The organism is Tenacibaculum sp. SG-28, from assembly GCF_002954385.1.
In the GTDB taxonomy this organism is placed as follows: Bacteria; Bacteroidota; Bacteroidia; order Flavobacteriales; family Flavobacteriaceae; genus Polaribacter.
Genome location: NZ_MQVY01000002.1, coordinates 566179 through 591683, shown reverse-complemented (window position 1 = coordinate 591683; position 25505 = coordinate 566179). Strand labels below are relative to the sequence as shown.

Annotated in this window: 25 protein-coding genes and 1 pseudogene; 6 read left to right on the top strand and 20 right to left on the bottom strand. The window is 33.1% G+C overall.

Translation table 11 applies throughout. The features are described from left to right. Positions 1-82: 82 nt before the first annotated feature. From BSU00_RS07595 to BSU00_RS13990, 3 genes are all read left to right on the top strand, one after another. Positions 83-1114: a rhodanese-related sulfurtransferase gene (locus tag BSU00_RS07595; protein WP_105003814.1), complete on the top strand. Its 1032-nt coding sequence runs from the start codon at positions 83-85 to the stop codon at positions 1112-1114. Between the two features lie 123 nt (positions 1115-1237). Beyond that, complete coding sequence (locus tag BSU00_RS13995; protein WP_369820292.1) at positions 1238-1615, top strand: heme A synthase; 378 nt, start codon at positions 1238-1240, stop codon at positions 1613-1615. Next, the gene (locus tag BSU00_RS13990) at positions 1612-2292 is read left to right on the top strand and encodes a heme A synthase (RefSeq protein ID WP_369820291.1); all 681 of its coding nucleotides are present in this window, start codon (positions 1612-1614) and stop codon (positions 2290-2292) included. The genes BSU00_RS13995 and BSU00_RS13990 overlap by 4 nt, the downstream gene beginning before the upstream one ends. 27 nt (positions 2293-2319) lie before the next feature. On the opposite strand, the gene BSU00_RS07585 is transcribed toward BSU00_RS13990, so the two are convergent. The 4 genes and pseudogenes from BSU00_RS07585 to mutY all read right to left on the bottom strand — a co-directional run bounded on the left by BSU00_RS07585 (position 2320) and on the right by mutY (position 5706). Beyond that, on the bottom strand, positions 2320-2754 hold the full coding sequence (locus BSU00_RS07585; protein ID WP_233188650.1) for a gliding motility lipoprotein GldD: 435 nt from the start codon (positions 2752-2754) through the stop codon (positions 2320-2322). Positions 2755-2862: 108 nt separating this feature from the next. Further along, a pseudogene (gene gldE / locus BSU00_RS07580) lies at positions 2863-4160 on the bottom strand (gliding motility-associated protein GldE). A 19-nt stretch (positions 4161-4179) separates the two neighbouring features. Then, the gene (locus tag BSU00_RS07575; protein WP_105003813.1) at positions 4180-4626 is read right to left on the bottom strand and encodes a single-stranded DNA-binding protein; all 447 of its coding nucleotides are present in this window, start codon (positions 4624-4626) and stop codon (positions 4180-4182) included. A 33-nt stretch (positions 4627-4659) separates the two neighbouring features. Continuing rightward, positions 4660-5706 carry an A/G-specific adenine glycosylase gene (gene mutY / locus BSU00_RS07570; RefSeq protein WP_105003943.1) on the bottom strand — a complete coding sequence of 349 codons (1047 nt, stop codon included), beginning with the start codon at positions 5704-5706 and terminating at the stop codon, positions 4660-4662. A 317-nt stretch (positions 5707-6023) separates the two neighbouring features. Between mutY and BSU00_RS07565 the strand changes: the two genes are divergently transcribed. Next, complete coding sequence (locus BSU00_RS07565; protein ID WP_105003942.1) at positions 6024-6314, top strand: HU family DNA-binding protein; 291 nt, start codon at positions 6024-6026, stop codon at positions 6312-6314. A 297-nt stretch (positions 6315-6611) separates the two neighbouring features. Further along, complete coding sequence (locus BSU00_RS07560) at positions 6612-8153, top strand: ribonuclease E/G (protein WP_105003812.1); 1542 nt, start codon at positions 6612-6614, stop codon at positions 8151-8153. 72 nt (positions 8154-8225) lie between these two features. Here the strand turns inward: BSU00_RS07560 and purD are convergent, their stop codons facing one another. The 16 genes from purD to rnpA form a co-directional block, all read right to left on the bottom strand. Then, complete coding sequence (gene purD, locus BSU00_RS07555; protein WP_105003811.1) at positions 8226-9500, bottom strand: phosphoribosylamine--glycine ligase; 1275 nt, start codon at positions 9498-9500, stop codon at positions 8226-8228. A gap of 51 nt (positions 9501-9551) precedes the next feature. Beyond that, positions 9552-10304, bottom strand: coding sequence for a galactosyltransferase-related protein (locus tag BSU00_RS07550; protein WP_105003810.1), 753 nt, complete (start codon positions 10302-10304; stop codon positions 9552-9554). 2 nt (positions 10305-10306) lie between these two features. Further along, positions 10307-11110, bottom strand: coding sequence for an exopolysaccharide biosynthesis polyprenyl glycosylphosphotransferase (locus tag BSU00_RS13340; protein WP_233188649.1), 804 nt, complete (start codon positions 11108-11110; stop codon positions 10307-10309). A gap of 29 nt (positions 11111-11139) precedes the next feature. After that, a complete protein-coding gene (locus BSU00_RS13335; protein ID WP_233188648.1) occupies positions 11140-11661 on the bottom strand; it encodes a nucleoside-diphosphate sugar epimerase/dehydratase in 522 nt (173 codons plus the stop codon). After that, a complete protein-coding gene (locus BSU00_RS13330) occupies positions 11658-12032 on the bottom strand; it encodes a glycosyltransferase (RefSeq protein ID WP_369820304.1) in 375 nt (124 codons plus the stop codon). The genes BSU00_RS13335 and BSU00_RS13330 overlap by 4 nt, the downstream gene beginning before the upstream one ends. Continuing rightward, positions 12005-12766, bottom strand: coding sequence for a glycosyltransferase (locus BSU00_RS07540; protein WP_233188646.1), 762 nt, complete (start codon positions 12764-12766; stop codon positions 12005-12007). Before BSU00_RS07540 ends, BSU00_RS13330 begins: the two co-directional genes overlap by 28 nt. Continuing rightward, the gene (locus BSU00_RS07535; protein ID WP_105003809.1) at positions 12767-13996 is read right to left on the bottom strand and encodes an O-antigen ligase; all 1230 of its coding nucleotides are present in this window, start codon (positions 13994-13996) and stop codon (positions 12767-12769) included. It lies immediately after the preceding gene. Next, a complete protein-coding gene (locus tag BSU00_RS07530; RefSeq protein ID WP_105003808.1) occupies positions 13987-15141 on the bottom strand; it encodes a glycosyltransferase family 4 protein in 1155 nt (384 codons plus the stop codon). Before BSU00_RS07530 ends, BSU00_RS07535 begins: the two co-directional genes overlap by 10 nt. 198 nt (positions 15142-15339) lie before the next feature. Then, complete coding sequence (locus BSU00_RS12915) at positions 15340-16404, bottom strand: hypothetical protein (RefSeq protein WP_105003807.1); 1065 nt, start codon at positions 16402-16404, stop codon at positions 15340-15342. Between the two features lie 6 nt (positions 16405-16410). Next, complete coding sequence (locus BSU00_RS07520) at positions 16411-17397, bottom strand: glycosyltransferase family 2 protein (RefSeq protein ID WP_105003806.1); 987 nt, start codon at positions 17395-17397, stop codon at positions 16411-16413. A 68-nt stretch (positions 17398-17465) separates the two neighbouring features. Next, the gene (locus tag BSU00_RS07515) at positions 17466-18743 is read right to left on the bottom strand and encodes a polysaccharide biosynthesis C-terminal domain-containing protein (RefSeq protein WP_105003805.1); all 1278 of its coding nucleotides are present in this window, start codon (positions 18741-18743) and stop codon (positions 17466-17468) included. Between the two features lie 87 nt (positions 18744-18830). Further along, positions 18831-19373 carry a dTDP-4-dehydrorhamnose 3,5-epimerase gene (rfbC, locus tag BSU00_RS07510; protein ID WP_105003804.1) on the bottom strand — a complete coding sequence of 181 codons (543 nt, stop codon included), beginning with the start codon at positions 19371-19373 and terminating at the stop codon, positions 18831-18833. A gap of 5 nt (positions 19374-19378) precedes the next feature. Further along, the gene (locus BSU00_RS07505) at positions 19379-20416 is read right to left on the bottom strand and encodes a hypothetical protein (protein WP_105003803.1); all 1038 of its coding nucleotides are present in this window, start codon (positions 20414-20416) and stop codon (positions 19379-19381) included. 3 nt (positions 20417-20419) lie between these two features. Next, positions 20420-22102 carry a hypothetical protein gene (locus BSU00_RS07500; RefSeq protein ID WP_105003802.1) on the bottom strand — a complete coding sequence of 561 codons (1683 nt, stop codon included), beginning with the start codon at positions 22100-22102 and terminating at the stop codon, positions 20420-20422. Between the two features lie 31 nt (positions 22103-22133). Beyond that, a complete protein-coding gene (locus BSU00_RS07495; RefSeq protein WP_105003801.1) occupies positions 22134-23759 on the bottom strand; it encodes a S41 family peptidase in 1626 nt (541 codons plus the stop codon). Then, positions 23749-24135 (bottom strand): ribonuclease P protein component, encoded by a 387-nt coding sequence (rnpA, locus tag BSU00_RS07490; protein WP_233188645.1) that lies wholly within the window; start codon positions 24133-24135, stop codon positions 23749-23751. The genes BSU00_RS07495 and rnpA overlap by 11 nt, the downstream gene beginning before the upstream one ends. 157 nt (positions 24136-24292) lie before the next feature. On the opposite strand from rnpA, the gene BSU00_RS07485 reads away from it, so the two are divergent. Continuing rightward, on the top strand, positions 24293-25471 hold the full coding sequence (locus tag BSU00_RS07485) for an acyl-CoA dehydrogenase family protein (RefSeq protein WP_105003799.1): 1179 nt from the start codon (positions 24293-24295) through the stop codon (positions 25469-25471). The last annotated feature ends 34 nt before the right edge of the window (positions 25472-25505 follow it).

Genomic DNA, 25505 nt, shown 5'->3' with positions numbered 1-25505 from the left:
AACAGTAAACCACAAAAAATCAGTAGCTTTGCATCGTTTTTTAGAAAACAAAATTAGAATTGTTTAACTTAAAAAGTATAGCATGCAACTGTACAACAAGTTAAGCGCAAAAGAACGCGCTACATTAATAGACGAGGCGGGAAAAGACCGTATGACTATTTCTTTCTATCAATACCACAAGATAGATAATCCTACTTTATTTCGAAATAAACTGTTTCTAGAATGGAATGCTCTAGATGTCCTAGGAAGAACCTACGTATCCTACGAAGGTATCAATGCTCAAATTTCTGTTCCGGCAGAAAACTTTTTAGATTTAAAAGCACAACTAGATTCGATTTCATTTTTAGAAGGAATTCGATTAAACGTCGCTGTCGAACACGATAACAAATCCTTTTTAAAACTAAAGATTAAGGTAAGAGATAAAATAGTTGCGGATGGACTAAAAGATGAAACTTTTGATGTTACCGACAAAGGGGTACACCTCTCTGCAAAAGAGTTCAATAAAATGTTAGAGAATCCCGATACGATTTGTGTGGATATGCGAAACCATTATGAAAGTGAAATTGGGCATTTCAAAGGAGCAATAACTCCGGATGTAGATACTTTTAGAGACTCTTTAGACATTATTGAAGAAGATTTAAAAGACAATAAAGAAGATAAAAATCTTTTAATGTATTGCACAGGAGGTATTCGTTGCGAAAAAGCGTCTGCTTACTACAAACACAAAGGATTTAAAAATGTTTTCCAACTGGAGGGAGGAATCATTGAATATACAAGACAGGTTAAGGAAGAGGGAATTGAAAATAAATTTTTAGGTAAAAACTTTGTTTTTGATCATCGCCGTGCAGAACGAATATCAGACGATGTAATATCTAAATGCCATCAATGTGGTAAACCATGCGACACTCACACAAACTGCGCCAATGAAGGCTGTCATTTGTTATTCATCCAATGCGATGAATGTGCTGAAAAAATGGAAAATACCTGTTCCGACGAATGCAAAGAAATAATTCACCTTCCTTATGAAGAACAAAAGGAACTTCGAAAAGGTAAGCATGCAAGCAATAAAATATTTAAAAAAGGCAGATCCGAAAAATTAAAGTTTAAACTTTAATTGACGCTACAGCACTACAATTGTAAAATCGTCTAGGAATACTAGGCGATTTTATTGTTAATTAGAATGGGTATAAATAGATTTTTTTGCGGTTTTGTGTAACTTTGTAAAAATTTCTACTCCATGAAAAAACATTTTCCACTTATCGTTAAAATTGCCATAATATCGGTGTATTTGATATTTTTAGCAGGTTCGATAGTGCGCATGACCGGATCCGGAATGGGTTGTCCTGACTGGCCGAAATGTTTTGGATATTATATTCCTCCCACCTCTGAAGAACAAATTACATGGCATGCTAATACTGCCTACCAAAAAGGAATGATTATCGTTAAAGAGGAGACACTTTTTGTAGCAGAAAAAGACCTTACTACCACCGCTGTATTTGAACCCTCGAACTGGAGTCCATACACCAAACACGATTATGCAAAGTTTAACAAATACCACACCTGGACCGAATACATTAACAGACTTGCCTCTGTGCTTTCCGGATTTGTTTTTTGATTCTTGTATTTGTTGCGAGAAAATTTTGGACAGAAAATAAAACAATTCCTCTTCTGGCATTTGGTGCATTCTTTTTGATGCTTTTTGAGGCATGGCTTGGAAAAACAGTAGTAGATACCAACCTAAAACCAACAGCTATTACCATTCATATGGTAGTTGGTTTAGTAATAATCGGTCTTTTATTATGGCTTAATTTTATCGTTCAAAAACCCAAAAGTTCTTCCTTTAAATACCATGCGCTTTTCCATAGACTATTACTGTTTTCGGTAGTGTTTTCTATAATTCAAATTGCTATGGGTACTCAAGTAAGACAATTTATCGATGAACAAGTAAAGCTCTACGGATTTGAAAACAAACAATACAGTTTAATGAATCCTAGTTTTAAATTCTACTTTCATCGATCTTTTACTATCGCTATCGTTTTGGTTAATTTTGGAATGTTTTATCTAAACCAAATGAAAAATTTAGGGTATTCCCTCGTAAACTGGATTGTGTTTTTAATTCTCCTAGAAACCATTACAGGAATTTTGATGTATTATGCAGAATTTCCCATAGGAACACAAGCAACGCATTTACTCGCTGGATCTATCTTGTTTGGACTACAATTTTATTTGTGGTTGCAAAGTAGGGACGTAACCACAAACAAAATTAAGGCTAACTCCAATCTGAAAGAATAGTGTTTTATCAGTATGAGTACTACGGATCTAATTTTCCCAGGCTAAAGTTTCCATAATCCGAATCATATCTTTTTTGATGTATTCTACGGCAGGATAAATAGAATCATAGTTTGGTTTAGCATAGAAAAATAACGAACCTTTTAGGAAATGTTTCGAACTATCGGTTACGTGAAATTGAACTTGCGATGCTGCATTCCCTCCAATTTCGCACATCTTTCCATATACTTTTGCTTCCGGTCTTTCAAAATCTCTCCAAGAAATAAAGTCTGCTTTAATGGTATGTTCTAAAACTAATTTTTCAGCTTCTAAAAATAACTCCTTCAAATTATTGTGTATAGGACGGTAGGTAATATCTACGGATGCTTTTAATTCTGGATAGGTGATTTTCAACCACTCTTGGGGTAATGGAACAGTGACTGCATTCGTTGGAATATCAAAATTATAAGGCCGTTTTACAGGCAAAGAAATAAAACTTTGTTCCGGATACTCTAAACTTAAATAGCTTTTGGTTTTGGAATGTATTCCTCAGAACAGCCCAATATAATTAATAAGGTAATACACCATATGACATTACGCATTTCTTGTTACTTTAATTTGTTTTATTCTTTTTTTATCTATTGCCTCCACGATAAACGTATATTTACTAAAGTTTATTTTCTCTCCTATCTTCGGAAATTTTCCTGAAACCTCTAAAATAAAACCTGCCAGCGTTTCACTTTCTCCTTTTTCCTCCGCAAAGATATGTTCGTCCGAATCCTCTAGTACTCTACAAAAATCCTTTATGGTAATTTTACCGTCAAAAATATAATTATTTTCATCCAATTTTGAATAGGTCAAATCTTCATCGTCAAATTCATCATTAATATCACCAACGATTTCTTCGATAACATCCTCTAGGGTAACAATTCCGCTAGTTCCTCCGTATTCATCTACAACAATCGCCAGGTGATTTTTTTTCTCTTGAAACTCCTTTAATAAATCGTCTAGCTTTTTATTTTCCGGAACAAAAATGGCTCGCGAAGCAACTTTTGCCAATGGAAAGTGGTTTTATTAAGATGCTTCAACAAATCTTTAGCATACAGAATACCAACAATATTATCAATGGTTTCATGATAAACAGGATTACGAGAATAGCCATTTTTTAAAATAATTTTAAGAACTTCTTTGTAATTGGTGTCGTCAGCTATTGCACATACATCTGTTCGGGGTTTCATAATCTGGACTGTTTCTATAGTACCAAAAGAAACAATTCCTTGCAGTATCTTTTGTTCTTCTTTGCTTGTTGCACTTGGAGCAGTTAGTTCTAGTGCCTGGGATAACTTTTCTACCGACAAACTATTGCGTCTACTTCCAAGCTTATTTTCAATACTGTTGGTAAGTTTAATCAGGGGAAAACTTAAAGGCGTAAGAAAAGTATTTAAAAATAAAACTGGTTTAGCCATAAATTTTGCAAAAGATAAGGATCTTCTAGTAGCATAAACTTTCGGTAAAACCTCTCCAAAAAGTAAAATTAGAAAGGTAACTAAAACAACTTCAATTAAAAACTTTATTACACCAGATAAATCTTTGAATAGAAATTCTCCGAGTGCTGCAAAAATCAATACAATTAATATGTTAATGAAATTGTTGGTGATTAAAATCGTTCCTAAAAGCTTTCTTGGATTTTCTAGTAATTTTACAACAGGATCGCCCTTTTTGTTTTTTCGATCTAAATGATCCAATTCCGTTTGCGAAATGGAAAAAAATGCCACCTCTGTTCCAGAGATTAAGGCGGAACATATTAACAAACCGAGCAAGGCTATACAATGCATAGCAATTATCCAATCAAAATGTAGTACTAAAAGAACAAGTTTGGGTTCGGGATCCAAAAGATTAAAATTTAGTTATCTAAAAAGGCAAATCGTCATCGCTGCTAATAGCGGTGTCAGGACCTGTTTGAAAAGATTCTTTGTGACTTTGAACTGGTTCTATGGGCGATTTATCAGGGGCATTGGGGTCTTTTTTAGTGGATAAGAATGTCATATCCTGAACCTGTATTTCTGTGGTGTAACGTTTTTGTCCATCCACTTCATATTGCCGATTTTTAATGCGTCCTTCTACGTATACCTTATCTCCTTTACTAAGGTATTTTTCACATATTTCTGCTAATTTGTTTCGGACAACAATATTGTGCCATTCGGTATTCGATATCCTTTCTCCGGTTTGACGGTTTGTATAGGTTTCATTAGTTGCCAAAGGAAAACGTCCAATTGCGTTCCCACCTTCAAAATAGTGCATTTTGATTGCATCTCCGAGGTGTCCAATTAAAATCACTTTATTTATTGTTCCGGCCATAGTTTACTTCTGTGTAATCTCAAATATACAAAATTACTGCCGTTCTTTTAGAAATTCACTTAAAAAGTTAGCAATCAAAACAGGCACAGGTTTTTCCTGTATGTGAAGCCAAGATTGGTTTGCAGCCGATAATGTATTTGTTTTGACTATCCAGAATTGGGTGTGCAGATGTTGGTGGGAAAGTTTGTGTATAATTTCTTTTGTGTTAAATAAGGAAATTTCTGCAGTGGTTGGAAACAACGATCTATACACACTAGACTCGGCTATCATTTGTCGTGACATTTTCATCGATCCTTCTACTAATGGAAATTGGTATAACCCTTGCCAAATACCGTTTCCCTTTCGTTCTTCGATAATAGTTGTATTGTCTTGTGTAACGGTAACTAAATAATTAAAATATCTCTTTTTAACCTTTACTTTTTTTTCTTTGAAGGGCAAAACATCTATTTGATTATTTAGGTAGGCAAAGCAATCTCGTGTATAAATACACGTGGTACATTTTGGTTTTTTCGGTGTGCATTGGATGGCGCCGAAGTCCATGATTGCTTGGTTGTAATTACCGGGAGCATTTACGTCTAAAAGGCTATTAGCTAACTGCTTAAATTCTTTAATACCCTGAGTAGAATTTGTAGCGGTATGTACCCCGAAAACCCTGGCAAGTACGCGGTAGACATTTCCATCAACCACTGCAACAGGTTCCTTATAACATATAGAAGCAATGGCAGATGCTGTATACTCTCCCACTCCTTTTAACTGCAACAAACCCTTGTAATTATTTGGAAAAACGCCATTTAATTCTGTGGCAACATACTTGGCGGTATGGTGCAGGTTTCTTGCTCTTGAATAGTATCCTAGACCTTGCCATAGCTTGAGAACCTCACTTTCTGAAGCATCTGCTAAATCAAATACAGTAGGAAAAACAGCAACAAACTTAAGATAGTATGGTAACCCCTGAGAAACTTTAGTTTGCTGCAGCATAATTTCACTCAACCAAACGAAATATGGGTTTTTAGTGCTTCGCCACGGTAAATTTCTTTGGTGTGATACATACCATTTTGTTAATTCTCTATTAAATATCATTACTGTAAATAATAATGCGAAAATATTACTCTTTGTTGTAATATACAATACGTCCAAACTGTTGGTATAAACCATTCCTGAAAGAATACAGTTTGGCTATTCAAATTAAAATTCAGGAAAAACCATTGGTAGCAACAACAGGAATAGCTTACTATGGTTTGCGGTATCAAAATGCACAAAATAGATAACCTAATGATTATGAAGCAAATGAGATTTATTAAAATTTTCAAGATTTAACTATTTAACTTTTCCGGAATAGATTAATTATCATATATTTGCATGCTCAAATTTTAAAGAAAACAAAAAACATATTTATAATGACAAAAGCAGATATTGTATCCAAGATTTCGGATAAGAGTGGGATTGAAAAGGGAGATGTTTTAGCAATTGTTGAAGCATTTATGGAAGAGGTTAAAGACTCTTTAGAAAGCGGTGATAATGTATATTTGAGAGGTTTTGGAAGCTTCATCATTAAGAAAAGAGCAGAAAAAACTGGTAGAAATATTTCTAAAAATACTACTATTAAAATTCCTGCACACAACATTCCAGCTTTTAAACCTTCAAAAGTTTTCACAGAAGGAGTTAAAACTAAGGTAGCTGTAAAATAATAAAAACAAATATTAATGTGAAAGTCGTTACAACCGACTTTCTTTAAAATACGATAATTATGCCAAGTGGTAAAAAAAGAAAGAGAGCTAAAATCTCTACACACAAAAGAAAGAAAAGAGCTAGAGCAAACCGTCATAAGAAAAAGTAAGCAATTGCTTACTTTTTCGTTTGCTTAAAACGCTAAAAAGTTCATTGACAAAAAGGTTTAAACACCTTTTACATGGTATTAAAATACCTGTTTACAAATTTTAATCCGTCTTCGTATTCAAATACGCAGGCACAAAAACTATTTTCAGATGAAAACAGAATTAATAATTCGTTCCAATTCTTCTGATATTGATTTTGCCTTACTAAGAGATGGTAAACTTATTGAATTAAACAAAGAAACAAGCGACAATAATTTTTCAGTTGGAGATATTTTTCTTGCTAAAATAGGAAAGGTAATGACTGGTCTTAATGCTGCTTTTGTAAACGTTGGATATCCTAAAGATGGTTTTTTACACTACCACGATTTAGGACCACAAGTGCAGTCTTTAAACAAATTCATTAAAAAGGTAAGCACAGGTAAATACAAAGAATTCACTTTAAAAAACTTCCGTTTTGAAGAAGATATCAATAAAAACGGAGGAATCAAAGACGTACTAAAATCAGGTCAAAATTTATTAGTACAAGTTGTAAAAGAACCCATTTCTACCAAAGGACCTCGAATAAGTTCCGAGCTCTCCATTGCTGGTAGATATTTAGTCCTAGTTCCTTTTTCTAACCGAGTTTCAGTTTCTCAAAAAATAGAAGATAACAAAGAAAAAGAACGCTTAAAGAGATTAGCAAAAAGTATAAAACCAAAGGGTTTTGGACTTATTCTTCGAACAGTTGCTGAAGGTAAGAAAGTAGCAGAACTAGATAGAGATCTTCAAAATTCGCTAGAACGTTGGAAAACGATGTGTAAAAGTATTGCAAACACAAACACGCCAACAAAAATTCTCAGTGAATTAAATAGAGCATCCTCTATTTTGAGAGATATAATGAATGAGTCTTTTACAAGCATTATAACCAACGATGAAGCCTTAAAAGTAGAAATTAAAGAATACTTACAAGAAATTTATCCTGAAAAAGAAAAAATAGTGAAACTACACAAGGCACAAACACCAATATTTGAAAAATATGGTATCGAAAGACAGATAAAAACATCGTTCGGAAAAACGGTTTCTATGAGTAAAGGAGCATATTTGGTAATTGAACATACCGAAGCACTGCACGTTATTGACGTTAATAGCGGAAATCGTTCCAATAAAGCATTGAGTCAGGAAGAAACTGCCCTTGAAGTAAATCTAATTGCCGCTGCAGAGATTGCAAGACAATTGCAATTAAGAGATATGGGAGGAATTATTGTAGTTGACTTTATTGACATGAAAAGTGCCGAAAACAGACAAAAACTCTTTCAGTTTTTAAAAGAAGCTATGTCGTTTGATCGCACAAAACACAAAATTCTGCCTCCAAGTAAATTTGGATTAGTGCAGATTACAAGACAGCGTGTACGACCTGAATTACACATCAAAACAAGAGAACCAAATCCAAATAAAAATGGAGAAGTTGAAGCTCCTGTTGTATTGTTAGACAAAATGGAAGCGGAACTAGAGCGCATTATAAATAGTGATAAAAACTATAAGAACATTACGTTAAATGTTCATCCTTTTATTGCTGGTTATTTAACTAATGGTATAAATTCCATTCGCTTTAAATGGTTCTTAAAACACAAAAAGTGGATTAAAATATTACCTCGAGATGCCTACCAATACTTACAGTATAAGTTTTATTTTAAAAAACCTAAAAGTAAGTAAGGTTTAATCTTATTATGAAATAAAAAACCCTTTCTATAAAAGAAAGGGTTTTTTTATCTTCACATCTATTTTTTACACTAAGTCAAAACCGATATCTTTTCTGAAATTCATCTTTTCAAAAGAAATAGTTTCGATGTTTGCATATGTTTTATTCAAGGCCTCTTGTATGGTATCCCCTAAAGAAGTTATAGCCATCACCCTACCGCCATTGGTAACTACTTGATTACCTTGTAACGCGGTACCTGCATGGTATACAATGGAATCTTCAATAGTATCTGCGCCTGTTATTAATTTTCCTTTCTCATATGCCTCCGGATATCCACCCGAAACTAACATTACTGTTGCAGCAGTTTGCGAGCTTACTTCATAAGATTTATCGGCTAATTTTTGTGTCGCAACTCCTTCGAACAAGTCTACTAAATCTGAGGCAATTCTAGGTAGCACTACCTCGGTTTCAGGATCGCCCATTCTAACGTTATATTCAATGACATAAGGGTCTCCATTCACATTCATTAACCCAATAAAGATAAACCCTCGATAATCTATAGCGTCTTTCTGTAGTCCATTTATTGTAGGTTTAATCACGCGTTCTTCTACTTTTTGAAGAAAATCATCATCTGCAAAAGGAACTGGTGAAATAGCTCCCATTCCTCCGGTATTTAAACCAGTATCCCCTTCTCCAATTCTTTTATAATCCTTAGCTGAGGGTAATACTTTGTAATTAATTCCATCTGTTAAGACAAATACAGATAATTCTATACCATCTAAAAACTCTTCAATTACGACGGTAGAAGAGGCTACTCCAAATTTTTCATTGCTGAGCATTTCCTCTAATTCGCTTCTCGCCTCCTCTAAATCATCAATAATCAAAACTCCTTTTCCTGCAGCTAGTCCGTCTGCTTTTAAAACATACGGAGGAGAAAAAGTCTCTAAAAATTTCTTTCCTGCTTCTAAAGTTTCCGCGGTAAATGATTGATACTTTGCAGTTGGAATTTGATGTTTCTCCATAAACTGCTTCGAGTAGTCTTTACTTCCTTCTAATAGAGCACCATCTTTTTTGGGACCAATAACTGACACGTGCTTTAACATTTCGTCTGCTACAAAAAAATCGTGTACTCCTGCCACCAATGGTGCCTCCGGGCCAACAATTACCATAGATATAGCATTCTCTAAAACTAGTGCCTTTACGGATTCAAAATCTGTTGGGTTTATAGCTACGTTGGTCGCTATTGTAGCAGTACCCGCATTACCGGGTGCGACAAATAGTCGCGAAACTTTATCGCTCTCTGCAATTTTTTTAGCAAAGGCATGCTCTCTTCCTCCTGAACCTAAAATTAAAATATTCATTGTTGTGTTCTGTTTTGTCGTTACAAATATAGGGTGTGAAAATCGGTTCTATCAAAATATTCCCCATTTTTTAAAATATTTTACAGCAGAGGAGAGGTGGTAGAAAAAGAGCTTATAACTTGTAGCAGAACCCTTCCTGTGTATATGGGTAATTGCAACGTTTGGATAGTAGAGTATTTGTTTTCCTCGGGCGATCATTTCTCTACAGATATCAGCGTCCTCTAGGTATAAAAAATACCGTGTATCAAAACCATTAATACCGATAAAATCTTCGGTTTTAAAAAGTAGAAAACAACCATGAATAAACTCTGGATGAAATGAAAGAGACAAATCGCGATCTCTATATTCCATTTGATGCGTATAGTTTTTAAAAAGACCTAATCTTCTGGACACCATCTCTTTTACCGTAGGGTTTTTCCTACAGGTATATTGTAGTTTCCCATCCGGAAATAATACTTTAGGCGCGATTATCCCGAGGGAATCTGTAGTAGAAAACTTTAAAATCAATTCTTCGAAAATCCGCGGTTCAAAGGCGACATCAGGATTGAGAATTAAATGAAATTCAGAAAGATCTTTAAGGGTGTCTAATATTACATTATGCCCATTTCCAAAACCAATATTACTCGAGTTCTTTATATACTCTAAACAAGGATGTGAGAAGTCAAATTTAGCTTCTTTAGAATTGTCTATAATAAATAACTTTTTAGAAAAAGGAAGGTTCAAGAAACTAGTAATTGCTTTTTCAAGAACCGAAAACTTTTCCTCAAAAATTACAATACTACAAGTTATTTTGAGCTTCTGCATTTTTAATAAGCTTTTTCATCTCCCCTAAAAACACTAAATATTGTCTTAAATATAATTTTAAGATCTAGCGCCAAAGACCAATTTTCAATATAAAAAATATCGAGTCGAACCCTGTTTTTAATATCCGATTTTTTCTGTATTTCACCTCTGTAACCACTCACCTGCGCCAAACCTGTTATCCCTGGTTTCACATCGTGCCTTGCGATATAGTTATCGACATCTTTCTGGTACTCTAATGCAAATTTTTCAATATGAGGTCTAGGACCCACTACACTCATTGCTCCCGAAAGAACATTCAAAAATTGCGGGAATTCATCGATACTTGTTTTACGCATAAATGCCCCTACTTTTGTTACTCTAGAGTCATGTACACTGGCATGCATCGTATTTTGATCGGAATTTACATACATAGACCTAAATTTATAACACACGAAGGAAGTACCGTTTAAACCCTCCCGTACTTGCTTAAAAATTACCGGACCTTTAGATTCTATTTTTACCAATAAAAATATGATAGGATATAACCATGACAACACAAATATGCAGATAAAAATAGAAAAAATGATATCGAATATGCGCTTTATAATTCTATTATCTATCACCTCAAAAGGCAATTGTTTAACTTTAAGCACCAAAGTTGTATCTCCGTAATATTCGTTTTTTACATTCTTATTAAACAGCTCATCTGCATTAGGAATTATCTTTACAACTCTATTGTATTTTGTTGCGAATCGGGTTATTTTTTTTAATTGCTCCGGAGATATTTCTTTTTGGGAACAATAGATCTCATCTATATTTTTTTCCAAAACATAAGTCGGCACGGTAGCGATCTTTCCTAAGTAAAATTTACTTTTCTTTTTTCATCTGAAAAATAGCCTTCGTATTGGTAACCTAACTCTTTGTCTTCTTGAAACATGGTTGTCATTTTTTTTACAGAACTATCCTGCCCTAAAACAACAACTTTTCGATAATTATTTCCAAAAGTTCGGTACCTTCTCAGAAGAAAAAACCCGATAAACTTTACAGAGCTTACTACCGTAAATAGTAAGGTTAGCACCTTGGTTTGGCTATTAATTACAACACCTTCTCTAAAAATCGTAAAATAAGAAAAATACCCCAATGCAAACAAAGAAAACTGGGTTGCTAAAAGACTTATAACTTTAAAGGTGGAGGTAAACCTAAATACTTTATAAAATTTAGTAATAAAGCCAGCAATAAGCCAAAATAGTATCGCGTAACTTATAAAATAGCGATTAAAATACTCTGGTTCATGGATACTGTAGCCAATAACAAGTATCGTAAGTATATCCGCTAGAAGGAATAGTAAATTTATGTATTTAGAATAGCGCTTTTTCAATGGTAAAATTCAGTAATTTTTTCTTCTACGAATACCTTCAATTCTTTTTCAAAACGATCTTTACTAAACCGAAGAGCATTTTCACGTATCAATGTAGGAGAAAACTCTTTGGTTTCAAAAACCTCAACTGCTGATACAATAGCGTCTGCGTGTTGTTTGTTAAAAAAAACACCAGTTTTGTTTTCAATTACTGTTTCTAGGAGCCCCCCTTTTTTAAAGGCAATTACTGGAGTTCCACAACTTTGTGCCTCTACTGGTAAAATCCCAAAATCTTCATCGGCTGCGTACACTATGGCTTTCGCTCTTTGTAAAAGTGTAACCATCTTTTCTCGTGTTGTTTTTCCTAAAAAAGAAACATTGTTTTTGGCGATTTTTTTAGGTATTTCATCTCTGGTCCATCGCCAATAACTAGTAGCTTTTTATCTGGTATTTTGTTAAAAGCTCTTATAATTACATCTGTTTTTTTATAAGAAACCAGTCTGGATGCAGCGACATAATATTCTTCCTTTTCGGTGTGCAATTGAAAGGCGTCCGTATCTACTGGTGGATATATAACTGTTGCCTCTCGATTGTATATTTTTTGGATTCTTTTTGCAATATACTCCGAGTTCGCAATAAAAAAATCCACTCTATTACTATTCATAAAATCCCAGCTTCTCATTTTATGCAAAACATATTTTGCATAAAACCCTTTTACTCCCTTGGTTAGTCCTTTACTCTTGAGATAATCAAAATGAAGGTTCCATGCATATCGCATTGGAGAGTGACAATAACAAATATGCAATTGGTTTTGGTGTGTTAAAACTCCTTTTGCAACAGAAGAAGAGGAAGAAATTACCAAATCATAGTTGCTTAAGTCAAAACTCTCAATAGCCAAAGGGAACAATTGAAGGAACTTTCGATGGTTCTTTTTGGCAGTGGGTAATTTTTGAATGAAACTTGGGGTGCTGTGTTTTCCTTTAAGGATTTCTAATCGATCTGAATCCGACAGATAATCTACAATAGAAAAAAAGTCAAAATCTTCCCAAATATTGGTAATAGATTCCACCACCTTTTCGCCGCCACCGTAAGTGTAAAACCAATCGTGTACCAATGCTTTTTTCATCTAATTATGTATTCTATTTTGATTCAAAAAAAACAAGGTGTTGAAAAGTGTATAAAACATCACACCAACTTGTCTATCAAATATATTTTCAGTTAATAAAGCCATAGCTATAAGGAGTAAAAATACGGAATAAAGTAAATTTGGCCTTACAAAAAAACCACAGAAAAAAGATACCGTTATAATTAGGAAACCGAAAAATCCATATGCTAAAAATACATCCAAATATTGATTATGGGAATTATAAGTAACTTTTGTAAAATCATTAACTCCCGAATAGGTAAATGTATTGTAACACGCCTGTAATTTATCTTGTGAATTTTGCTTCCCTACTCCAAAAAAGAAATTCTCTTTTATGTTTTGAATGGTACAATAATAAATTCCATATCGTAAATTAACCTCATGTGGGGTGTCATTTTGTGCAAGACTAGGTAAAGAAAAATTATCTAAAGCACCATCAATTCGACTTTTAATAGGGGTTGTAAATACGATTAAAGCACCAAGTGATAGCATTATTACTATTCCTAAAACTTTTTGCTTAATACCGCTTAAAGTGCACAGTAAAATATAAATACTAATTGCTAGAAAAGAAATAAGCGACATTCGCGCCGAAAAAGTAGCAATGGATAGTAAAAGTACTAAGCAAATTAAAATAACCATAGCCTTGGCATATACTTTCCCCTTTGCTTTACGTACCCAAAAAATACCAATAAAAATAGAAAAGGTAAAGAGTAAACCTAGATACGGTAAATGAATGCCTGAAGTATCTGAAAATAAGTTTCTAAATGTTGGTTTATAAAAATTATTTTCTGCCGCCAATTCGGTATACCCAATACTGTATACTTTCGCCCAACAAATTAAAGCAAGCATGGTATTTGCTAAAAAAAACACAACGAGACTTCTTTGAAGTGTTTCTTTTCCAAAATATTCTCGATTTATAAATATAAATAACGGAAAAACGATAAACAAGGCATCTGTTTCTAAAAATTTTAAAACAGAAGCATCAAATCCAGAAAAAAAATAATTACCAAGCAACACTAAATAAAAGGTCGACAATATAAAAATAGATTTAATATCCGTCTTTCTTAAAGAGCGCCAACTTTTCTCTTTTAGAAGGATAATGATAGAAAATAGTACCCATAAGGCTATAAATTTTGTTGCGGTTTTTATACTGAATAAAGGGAAGGTTGCAATGCCCAAAAAACTGTAATTATATGCTTTTTTTAAGTACATAATTCATTTTTAAGAATTTCTAAATAATGGTTCTCTTTTAAATACTGTTGTGCGTATTGCACCAGGGAATGACCTTTTTCAGGGTAAAGTAATAACATGATGACTGCTTCCCTAAAATCAGCTGCGGTGTCTCCTAACAAAAATTCCTTACGAGGAGTCAATCCTATACCTTCTACGCCAACATTTGTGGATACTAATGGAAGACCGTTAACGATGGCATTAACCGACTTAATTTTCACCCCAGCACCGTGTAACATAGGGTTAATAAAAACAGTAGCCCCAGCATACAATTCCAAAAGATTACTGCAATTAAAGTGCAAATCTATATTTGTATAAGCATCAAATACCTTCCTTAATTCCTGTTCTTTTTTCTCTCCAAGACTTCCTGCTATGATAAGTTTATACTCGTTTACTTCTTTACAAATTTTAGCGTGAATTGTATTTAAATACCAAAGTATCCCTTCCATGTTATTATCCATAAAAAGAGATCCAACAAAAAGAACACTCTTAGATTTTAAAACTGGCCTCTTTATATCAGAAATAGAAAATGGTACAGGTAAGTGAATACTTTTAGTAGAGGAATTCCCTGTTTTAAAAATAGACTCTTCTTTTTTGGAGATAAACCAAATTTTATCGGCTTTATCGTATATTTTCTTTGTATATCTTTTAAATTTATACGATTCGGTGGTATAAAAAACTTTGCGCAATAAACTTTTAGAACTTTTGCTAAGATTCTTAAAGTAATGAGATTCATCATTATGACTCCTTACAATTAGTTTATTTGCTTTGATGGTATAATTATGAACTACACTACCGACATAGTCTCCCTCTAAAATTAAATAATCGTAACTTTTATTAATACTTACGTTTTGTAAATTATTTCTAGAAATAACTTGAAGCGGTGAAAAATTAAAAAAATCAATAGCTCTATTTTTTCTATCGACCTTGTAAAAACAATTTATATATTCGGAAACAATATCGATGTGTTCTTGTTCAACAACAAACTTACTGGTATACAATAAATCTATGGTGAAACCAAGCTCTTTTAAACCAATAATTCTTTGCCAAACATCTACCATACCACCGTGATAAGTTGGATATGGAAAAAATCCGGAAACAATTAAAATTTTACGTTTTGAGTTCATGTTTTTCAAAATAATCTAAAAAAGCCAAGAAAAACCATATTTCGTATTTTATATGAAATGTTAGATAAAATATACTCGCTAAAATTATATAAACTAGCACAATTATTAACAAATAAATATTTTTAAATCTCGATAAATAGTTTAATCTTCTAATAAAGAACAAATAGAAAAACACTGAAAAAGGAATACCTCCATAAATTAAATGATCAAAAAATATGTTTTTGATGATAAGAATTTAGGAGACTCTAAATACTGTTTTACTTCTAAAAGATTAAATTGCTGCATAAAATCCGACGAGACTACATCTAAAATACTATGAGTATATATTTCGATATACGGTGCGAAACCAACACCAAATGGATTAAATAAAAAGGTTTTTAAAGCGGCTGAATACCCTGTGAATCTAGTTCCAAATGTGATGCTTGTATACAATTGTGAAATCACTTCCTCTTTTAACGAATTATATACGAATACAAAAGTAATAACAATTGGAACAAGTAATATAAAAAGTACATATCGCAATCTTTTGTTAGCATAAACATATCGAATAAGCATTGGTAAAAGAGAAATTAAAACTAAGAATAAATACCCTTTCGACTCACAGTGTAGCGTGTAATAAAAAAAGAAAAATACAGATAATGTATAAATGGCTAATCTTTTGTTTTTAGAAACTTGTAAATATTCCGCCAAAAAGATGGGAAGAAAAGTGAAAATAACTACTACGGAACCCGACCAGCTTGACTCGAAGGTGAGCAGTCTAATTCTCCAATATTTTTCAGTACTAGAATGTAAGAATGGTAAAAATACTTCTTTAGTTTTATATACATTAACCTCAAAAATTAACAATAACACCAAGAGAATTTGCAGGTAAAAAACTGCCTGGAACACATAATAAAGATTGGAAGTCCTTTTTAGAAATACATAAATAAACTGATAAAATATCAAAGAGCATAATGGATAAAAAAACATTTTTATATTTTTTACCAAAAGGTTTTCATCAAAAACGTAAAACGATTTGTTCTTAACAACAAGGTATATTGTGTAAATTAAAGAAATCAATGCTATGTATAATAAATAAACTACATAGGTTTTAACATAATTTGTGAGCGGCATTTTTCTTTCTTTCAAGAGATAAAAAAGAAAAAAAGGTACTAAAAAAACAATTGGACTTTTCGCAATTTCTCCAAAATAATTTACCATTGGAAAATCTTGATATACTGCAGCTAATAGTATTAAGAATAAAACAATTACTTTTACTTTCATATTCCCTTATTTATGCAATATTCTAAAAAACGTTGAGGCAAGTTTACATTGTCTTCTCCTGATTCTGTTACCTATAATTAGATAACTCGAAACCCAAAAAGAAAAAGTATTTTTTGGGAAATTAGTATAGAATATCTTTCTACTTCTAAAAACCTCAATCTCAGAAAAGTCACTTCTTTTTTTAAAATTGCTAGAACTCCCTATTGTTTTTCCCTCTTTGTGATATACCACTGCGTCAGCACACCAATCTATTTCCCATTTTGTATTTTTAGCTCTAAATACCCAATCTAACTCTTCATAGTATAAGAAATAATCTTCGTTTAAAAGCCCAACTTCCTTTATAAAACCTAATGGAACAAACATAGAGGCACCTATTACATAGTCAATTTTTCTAAAATCACTTTTGGTAATATTGGCCCCCATTCCTTCCCCCAAATGTTTGGAGGTATACAACAGCGGATTAAATATTCCTCCGACAGCTTGCAAAGTATTAGGGTAGTCGTAATAGAGCAATTTACAGCCTAGTATACCTATAATGTTCTTCGATTCGTGGTATTTCACCATGTAAAAAAGCGAATCTTTATCCACTACAGTATCGTTGTTTAACAACCAAAAATAACGGCTATCTTTTTTGGATATCGCATACCGAATACCAATATTATTCCCTGCTGCAAACCCTCGATTTTTTGCTGCTTTTATAATAGTGAAGGGATGCTCAGAAGGTTCTATTTCTTTTTCCTCTAACAAATTATATGGAATTGGTTTAGCAACTAAGGGATATACTAATTCTTGATGTTTAGATGAAATGGTATTACCAGATGTTCCCGCAGCCCATTCTCGTATGTAATGTAATGCATTATTTGTACTAGCATTATCTACAAGAATTATTTCGTACGAAGAATACTTCAATTTCATAACACTTTCCAAACACTCTATCGTATCCTCATAAGAATTATAATTCAAAATAATTATATATACTTTACTTTCTTTCATTAAGTGTTTACGAATTAAGACATATTATCTCATTTTTCATACGTACATTTTCTCTCTGGTTTATTTTTTTACGTTCCTCGGAGAAATGTGTAAAATCCTAATTTTTTCTTTATAAAAAAAACACAAGTAAAGTTTAAAATAATATTGGTTACTAAACTTGCAAACGCGGCCCCATTTATACCATATTTCGGGATTAATATACAATTAAAAATTACATTCAGTAAAAGACTAAAAACAACTATTCTTTTTAAAATATTCTGATTATTTGTCATGTTCAATAGTTGGTCTACAACACCGGAAAAAACGTTAATAAAAATACCGGAAACAATACATACCATTGCAGTTGATCCTGCAATAAACTCAGGTCCAAATAGGCTTAAAATTTCCTTGTTAAAAATTAACAATCCCACAAACAGCGGAAGTGACAAAAGCGTGGTTAACCAAGTAGTTTGAAAAATAAGTTTGTGAAGGGATTCCAAATCCTTTTTGATAAATAATTCTGAAATTTTTGGCGTTATGACAATATTGATGGAGGTAATTACCAAAAGGCCTAAAGACGCCACTTTAAAAGTAGCGTTGTAAATACCGACCTCAACAGAGGATTTAAATATTTTTAACATTAAAACATCGGTCCATCCAATTACATATATTAACGCACCACTATACATCATTGGTAAAGATCTTTTCAATAAAAAAGAAGTAGGAATGTCCTTTAGCCTAGTAACATATTTTCTGTCTGTCAGAATAATTTCCAAAACAACAATACAAAAAATACCAATGGTATAAGCAATAAAAACTAGGGCATCGGTTTCGCATACCTTATGTAATAGAAAGTATGCGAGAAAGAAAAATACCGGCGGTAATATAAACAGAAATAAATTATGGAGTGTAAAACTTTGCATTCCCTTTAAATATCCAAGAAATATCTCGTGAAGCATTATTGGCAGTACTAAAAAACTCAATACTTTTAAAAAGGGTACAAAACTTACATCGTTAAAAATATAACTCGCAATTACGTTCGAAAAAAAATAGATAACCAAGGATATAATGATCCCTAAACAACTAATAAGAAATAGAATTTTTTTAAAAAAGTTAGTCTTGTGTTGTTGTTCAAAGTGAAGTTTATTGGTAAGTAAGGTAACCATAAAACTCGGAAAACCTAAGGTAAAAACTAATGCTATTATTTGCGAAAAAATTAAGGATATTGAAAATTTACCATATATAGCTGCACCAAAATTATTCGTAACAAATAAAATCATTAAATAACTCAACAGTAAACCTGTGATTTTAAAAACCAGAGTTTTGAATCCGTTTTTTATTACTAAAGAAAAAAAATTCAAATTCATTATCAACACATTTTCAAAACATATAACATCCTATAAAAATAAATCCATATTTGTTACTAGGTGCCTTAAAAGGTCTATCGATTAAATCTATAATAGTTTTTTAAAATTAGGTAGTATTTTATCCTTATCCGACAAAACCACCTCATCATCGGGTATTTTCCAATCGATCTTTAGAGAACTGTCGTTATATACTACTCCTGCCTCCGATGCTTTATGGTAATGATTATCGCATTTATACGCAAAGTAGGTATGATCTTCTAATACGGCATAGCCGTGTGCAAAACCACGTGGAATAAAGAGTTGTTTTTTATTTTCTCCAGATAGTTCAATTGCAAAATGTTGTCCGAATGTTTTAGAATTTACTCGCAGATCTACAACAACATCTCTTACTTTTCCTCGTACAACTCTAACTAACTTCGCTTGCGCAAATTTACCCTTTTGATAATGTAACCCTCGTATAATTCCTCGGTTAGAAAATGCCTCATTGTCTTGTATAAAAGTTACTTTTATACCAGTGCTATTTTCAAATAGTTGTTGGTTAAAACTCTCAAAAAAATATCCTCTTCCGTCTTCAAATAGTTTGGGTTCTATAATAAAACACCCCTCCAATGGGGTTTGTATAATCTTCATAGGGTTTACTTTTTCTGACTGTAATTTTCTAAATAAACATTTAGTTTTAACACTAGTAAATACAGAATCATTAAGAAGAAAGAAGCCAAAGCAAATTGCACACCTCTATTCTCCGACACTCCTTTGATTTCATATCCAATTGGTTGAAAATTTGATATAACATTAATTATTTCAGACTTTTCTGTGATCTCTTCACTCACAGATTTTAATTCTTCATTAAGCGTCAAAGTGGTTTCAAACAAAGCCAATTCTTTATTAGTTTTTACCTGGTTTCCAAAGTCAATACTAGTGCCTTGATTCTGATTTCTAGCCTCCTCTAACAGTACTTTTTTATAAATACGGTGTAAAGAATCCGTTTGTGCTAAATTTTTTCGAAGTAGTGTATTGGTTCTGTTTAAATTTTCATTGGTTAACTCTTTCAGTTTATTAAAATAGCTGTTTTCTGTGATCGCCGCAATTATAACTTCGTCTATACTTGAAAACACATCATTTTTAGTTGCTTGTACCTCTATTGTATGCACCTTGTAATTAAACTTGGTAAACTGCTGTTTAAAATCTTGAAAAGAATAACTTTTAACCGTAGTAGTGTCTATCGATAGTACCAAGGCATCAAAACTGGTAATAATATCGTTACCATTCTTAATTGGTTCAATAGTAAAGCGTCTAAGGGATGCAGCAGCCTCCTCCTCTAAATTGAAAATTTTTGCCAACATTGCATAGTTTTTCTGCTGCACCAAATCATCGTAAAAATCTATATTGTTATAAAGTTGCCTAGCGCTGTCAAAGTTGGTTTGTACCAAAAGATTCGAGCCAAATTCCTTTTCTTCCTTCAATTCAACAAGTAAACCAATTACCGCACCGATAAAGAATGCAAGACCTAACTTAATGCGATTATTTTTAAAAAATAAAAGAATACTTATAATCGCATGGAAGATGGATGAAAATATGCTTCCAATAAATTTGAAAAAATTAGAAATACCTCTACCAATAATTAAAAATACCGAGCCTAAGTCTACCTCCTCCTCGTTCTTGTGTTGCGTCATGTTTTAAAAAATTTGTTCTAATATTTTTTGCGTAATTGCATATGTTGGTGTAACTCCACTCATTCCTAAGCCTCCTGAGGCAAGCGTAGCTCCGGTTTCTAATGGATTATCAGAAGCGTAATACGCATACCGTACACTGACATCCGAAGAAATATTTCCTCTAATTTTAGAATTCGATTGGATAGCCTTCTGATAATGCGCGCCTTCCATTTCCAAACCAATTACATTCCATGTAGAGTCGTGGAAAAACTTAAGTAAATCTTTATTTTGCAGAGAAGTTCCAAGCACAGATACCATGGCGCCATCAAAAACTTGTACTCCAAAACCCTCTAAATCTTCTTTAGACAATTCATTTGCGAAAGGATAGTTATCGGCTGTTCCCTCAAAAATGTGTGCAGAAGGAATCATAATATCTCCTTTACCTCCTTCTAAAATCCCTGCTTTTCCCATAATAGAAACAGATTCTACGTCTAGATGAATAGTTTTATTCATCGTTTTAAAGGGCTTTAACAACTCATCCATTGTTTCATAAGCTTGCTCTCCAAAAGCATAATCCATTACAATGATAACAGGTGCCTTTTCTGCAGAATGTTTCTTTTGAAATGGTATTTTAGCAAAATCGAGTTTTTGGGTATCAATAATTTGTACGTTGATATTGGTACCGGAAGTATCTTTAATATAAAACAACCCATTTTCAGAGGCACATTGCTTTACTTTAGACTGGATGGCCTGACTATTGGCATTACTTAATAGTTCGTAAATTTCAAAACCTTTGCTCTTAGCATCTTCTTTTGGCAATGCCATCTTGGCATAAATACTATTCATTACACTGTGCATGTTAGCACTAATAATGTGTATTGGCCTTTCTAATAAATTATTTTCTAGTAGTTTTTTCTTTATCGTATCTGCCCATATTTCACCATAAAAATGATGGCCTATCTCTTCGGTTAAGTTTGTTGTAAAAGTTATGGATCTCTTTGCATCCAACTCTACTTCATTAATTGCTAATTTACCTAACCAATAAATTAAATGTAAGAAACGATTTGGAATCTCCTCGGTTGCAAAAGAATGATAAACTTCATAAATCTCCTCGTAAGTTCGTCCTAAAATATTCCCTAGGTGTACCATCATTACATCCTTTTCCTTGTCGGATAATGTTTTATTATACACCACCACATCCTCGAGATTCAACCACTCTCTAGTGTACTTACCTCCAGCACTTCCAATAGTAACTTTGTCTTTGATTTTGTGGGACTCTATAAATAAAAAAGTTAAATGGGTAAGTATATCGTATATTTCAGATCTTCCTCTTGTAATTTCAATATTCATTTGATCTGTATCAATACGATAACAATTTCTTCTTCGCTTTGGGGGAACTATAACTTTAAAGTGCGAATTTTTATACCCTTCATCGGTAGTAAGGTTAATGAATCTGCACTCTTCTATTCCTTCCGGCAAGCGTTCAATAACGTATTTAAGCCCATTCAATTCTGTTCTTTCTTCTGCTATAGAACCATAGATTTCAGGACGAAGTTCCAACAAAGAGTTTCGTAGCGTTTCTCCAGACACTCCCATAGGCTTGTAAAAACCTCTACTGAACAAATGTCGCATTGAAATATACAAACGTTCAATGGCATTTGTAGACTCTTGTGCCCTAGTTCTTTCTTTTAAATTTGATTTTGACATATTTCTCTTTTATCGCAAAAAATAAATAATATTAATTCGTTAGTATGGACCTATATTTTTTTTCGTTTTTTAACACAGAAATCGCTTGTTCTACTGTAGGGTCTTTTTGTAAGAAATGTCTATACATGCCTTCTTTATAATACAATTGTTTTAAAATTTCCTTTTCTATTTTCTCAACAATAACATCTTGATTTTTAGAGATTTTTTCGATTTTATCTCTTTTTAATTTCAGTTCCAAATCTCGGTATGGATTCTCTATTATTCGTTTGTTAGAAACGGAAGAATATGCCTCCTTAAAAAGTCGTTCCTCTTTTGTTACATAACTAGTATCCGTACTAAATAAGTAGTTTTTAAAAACACCGTACTTTTTAGTATCGAACGTGTAATTTAAAGAATCGATATTGGGATTTTTAGAAATATAATCTGATACAAAATTAAAAATAACACGAGATTTCAATAAATTTTTTGTTTCTGTGTTTTTATCCGAAAGTTCCGAAGATACGTCAGGAGTAACTCCACCCCCGTCAAAAACTGTTCTTCCTCCTTCTGTGTAAAATTTCGAGACATTTCCGTCTGAAAACTTGGGTACAACACCGGTTTTAGGATCTCTGTTTGCGTAATCTAGTTCTTGAATACACCTTCCGCTAGGGGTGTAATATTTCGATATCGTTGCCTTCATTTGTGTTCCGTAGTTCAGGTTAAAGTAACGTTGTACCAATCCTTTTCCAAAAGAACGTTTCCCTAAAACTACAGCTCTGTCATAATCTTGCAATGCTCCAGATACTATTTCTGAGGCCGAGGCAGACCGGTCATTAATTAAGACAACTAACGGAATTTGGGCATCTATTGGGTCATTTTTTGTTTTGTAGGTTCTTGTATTTTTTGAAATTTTACCGCGTGTATCTACAACTTTTTTATCCCTTGGAATAAAAATATTGGTAATATTAACGGCATCAAAAAGTGATCCTCCAGGATTGTTTCGCAAATCAAAAACTAATTTTTGCATTCCTTTTTCCTTGAGTTCTTTAAAAGCTTTGATAACCTCTTGTGTAGCTTTTTGACTGGTAAATCGTGTTAATACGATATATCCTGTCTCTTCGTCTAGCATAGTGTAATAGGGCACCGGATTTAGAACAATCTTATCCAGTGTAATAGGAATTTGTAACGCTTGATTTTTTCTTTTTACTTCCAAACGGAGTTGCTTTGACGGGGTGCCCTTCAATACTTGAGATAGTTGGTTACGGTCTAGCCCATTCAATTCCTGGTCGTCAACTTTGGTAATAATATCTCCGGCTTTTAACCCAGCTTTATCGGCTGGAAATCCCTTGTAAATTTCTGTTAAAACAATACCCTTTTTGGTATAATAACTAAGCACTCCAATACCTCCGTACTCTCCTTCTCTGCGAATTCTTACGTCTTCAACGTCTTGCTCGTTGTAAAAATTAGTGTAGGGGTCTAAGGTTTTTAATGTGTTTTTTATTGCTGTATTGGTAATTTCTCCAGGATTTATCTCATTTATATAATTAATATTTAATTCCTTAAAAAGGGTATTGTAAATCTCAATTTGTTTTGCAATCTCAAAAAAACGAGATTGAAAAGAAAAAAAGACACCAATGCAGACAGCAAAAGCTAATATGAGTATTTTTCTATTTTTCATCGATATGTACCTCTTTAACGAAGGTGTTAAGTAATTTAATCATCTTTGCCTCTAAATCACCATACGACCACTCTTCTTTTGCAAGATAAGAAATCATAAACACATATGGCTTGCTGATTTCATTGTAGACCAAAGATTTTTCTTTGCGATAGCATTCCCGTAGCAGTCTTTTTATTCTATTTCGGTCTACTGCTCTTTTGAAGTTTCTTTTTGGGACGGAAACACCAACTTGGGCCGGATATGTTGAGGTATGTTCTGTTTGCAGGTAAACCATACGCAAAGGAAATACTTTAATGGATTTTCCTTCTGCATATAAGTTTCCAATTAGTTTTTTACTCTTTAATCGCTCTTCTTTACCTAAACTTAGTTTCATCATATACAAACATACACAAACCTTTACGAATAATCATTTTTTTACTTATTTTTGAGGCAAGGCCTATTTCTTGATAAGAAATTAGGCTCATTTCGCATACTTTGTTAACCAGTAGTATAGCAGTAGTATTCGTTTCCTAGTAACTTTAAATTTTAAACGTATGAAACCCGATTTATTTCAAGCGCCTGATTATTTCCAAGTTGATGACCTATTAACAGAAGAACACAAGTTAGTTCGTGATAGTGCAAGAGAATGGGTGAAAAAGAATCTTTCTCCTGTTATTGAAGAATATGCGCAAAAATCTGAATTTCCAAAATTTTTAGTAAAAGGATTAGCAGAAATTGGAGCTTTTGGTGCCTACATTCCAGAAGAATACGGCGGAGCAGGTATGGATCAAATTTCATATGGTTTAATCATGCAAGAATTAGAGCGTGGAGATAGTGGTATTCGATCTGCAGCCTCAGTGCAATCTTCTTTAGTAATGTACCCTATTTTTACCTACGGAAACGAAACACAAAGAAAAAAATACCTCCCAAAATTGGCAAGTGGTGAATGGATTGGTTGTTTTGGTTTAACAGAACCTAATCACGGGTCGAACCCAGGAGGAATGGAAACAAAATTTAAAGATATGGGCGACCACTATCTTTTAAACGGAGCTAAAATGTGGATTTCTAATTCACCCATAGCAGACGTTGCTGTAGTATGGGCAAAAAATGAAGAAGGTAGAATTCACGGATTATTGGTAGAAAGGGGAATGGAGGGGTTCAGTACTCCAGAAACACATAACAAATGGTCTTTACGAGCTTCCATCACTGGAGAATTAATATTTGACAATGTAAAAGTTCCAAAAGAAAATCTACTGCCAAACAAATCTGGATTGGGTGCTCCTTTGGGCTGCCTAGATTCCGCTCGTTATGGGATTTCTTGGGGCGCTATCGGTGCAGCAATGGACTGTTACGATACTGCTTTGCGTTATGCGAAAGAGCGCACTCAATTTGGAAAACCAATTGCGCAATTTCAGTTACAGCAAAAGAAATTAGCAGAGATGATAACTGAAATTACAAAAGCACAAATATTCACATGGCGTTTGGGTGTTTTAAAAAACGAAGGGCGCGCAAGTTCCGCTCAAATATCTATGGCAAAGCGAAACAATGTAGAAATGGCCATAAACATTGCTAGAGAAGCAAGACAAATTTTAGGGGGAATGGGCATAACTGGTGACTATTCAATCATGCGTCATTCTATGAACCTAGAAAGTGTTATTACCTATGAAGGAACACACGATGTTCACCTACTAATTACCGGATTAGACATAACCGGTTTAAATGCTTTTAAATAAAATCTATACCATATGCAGTAGTGAAAACTACTGT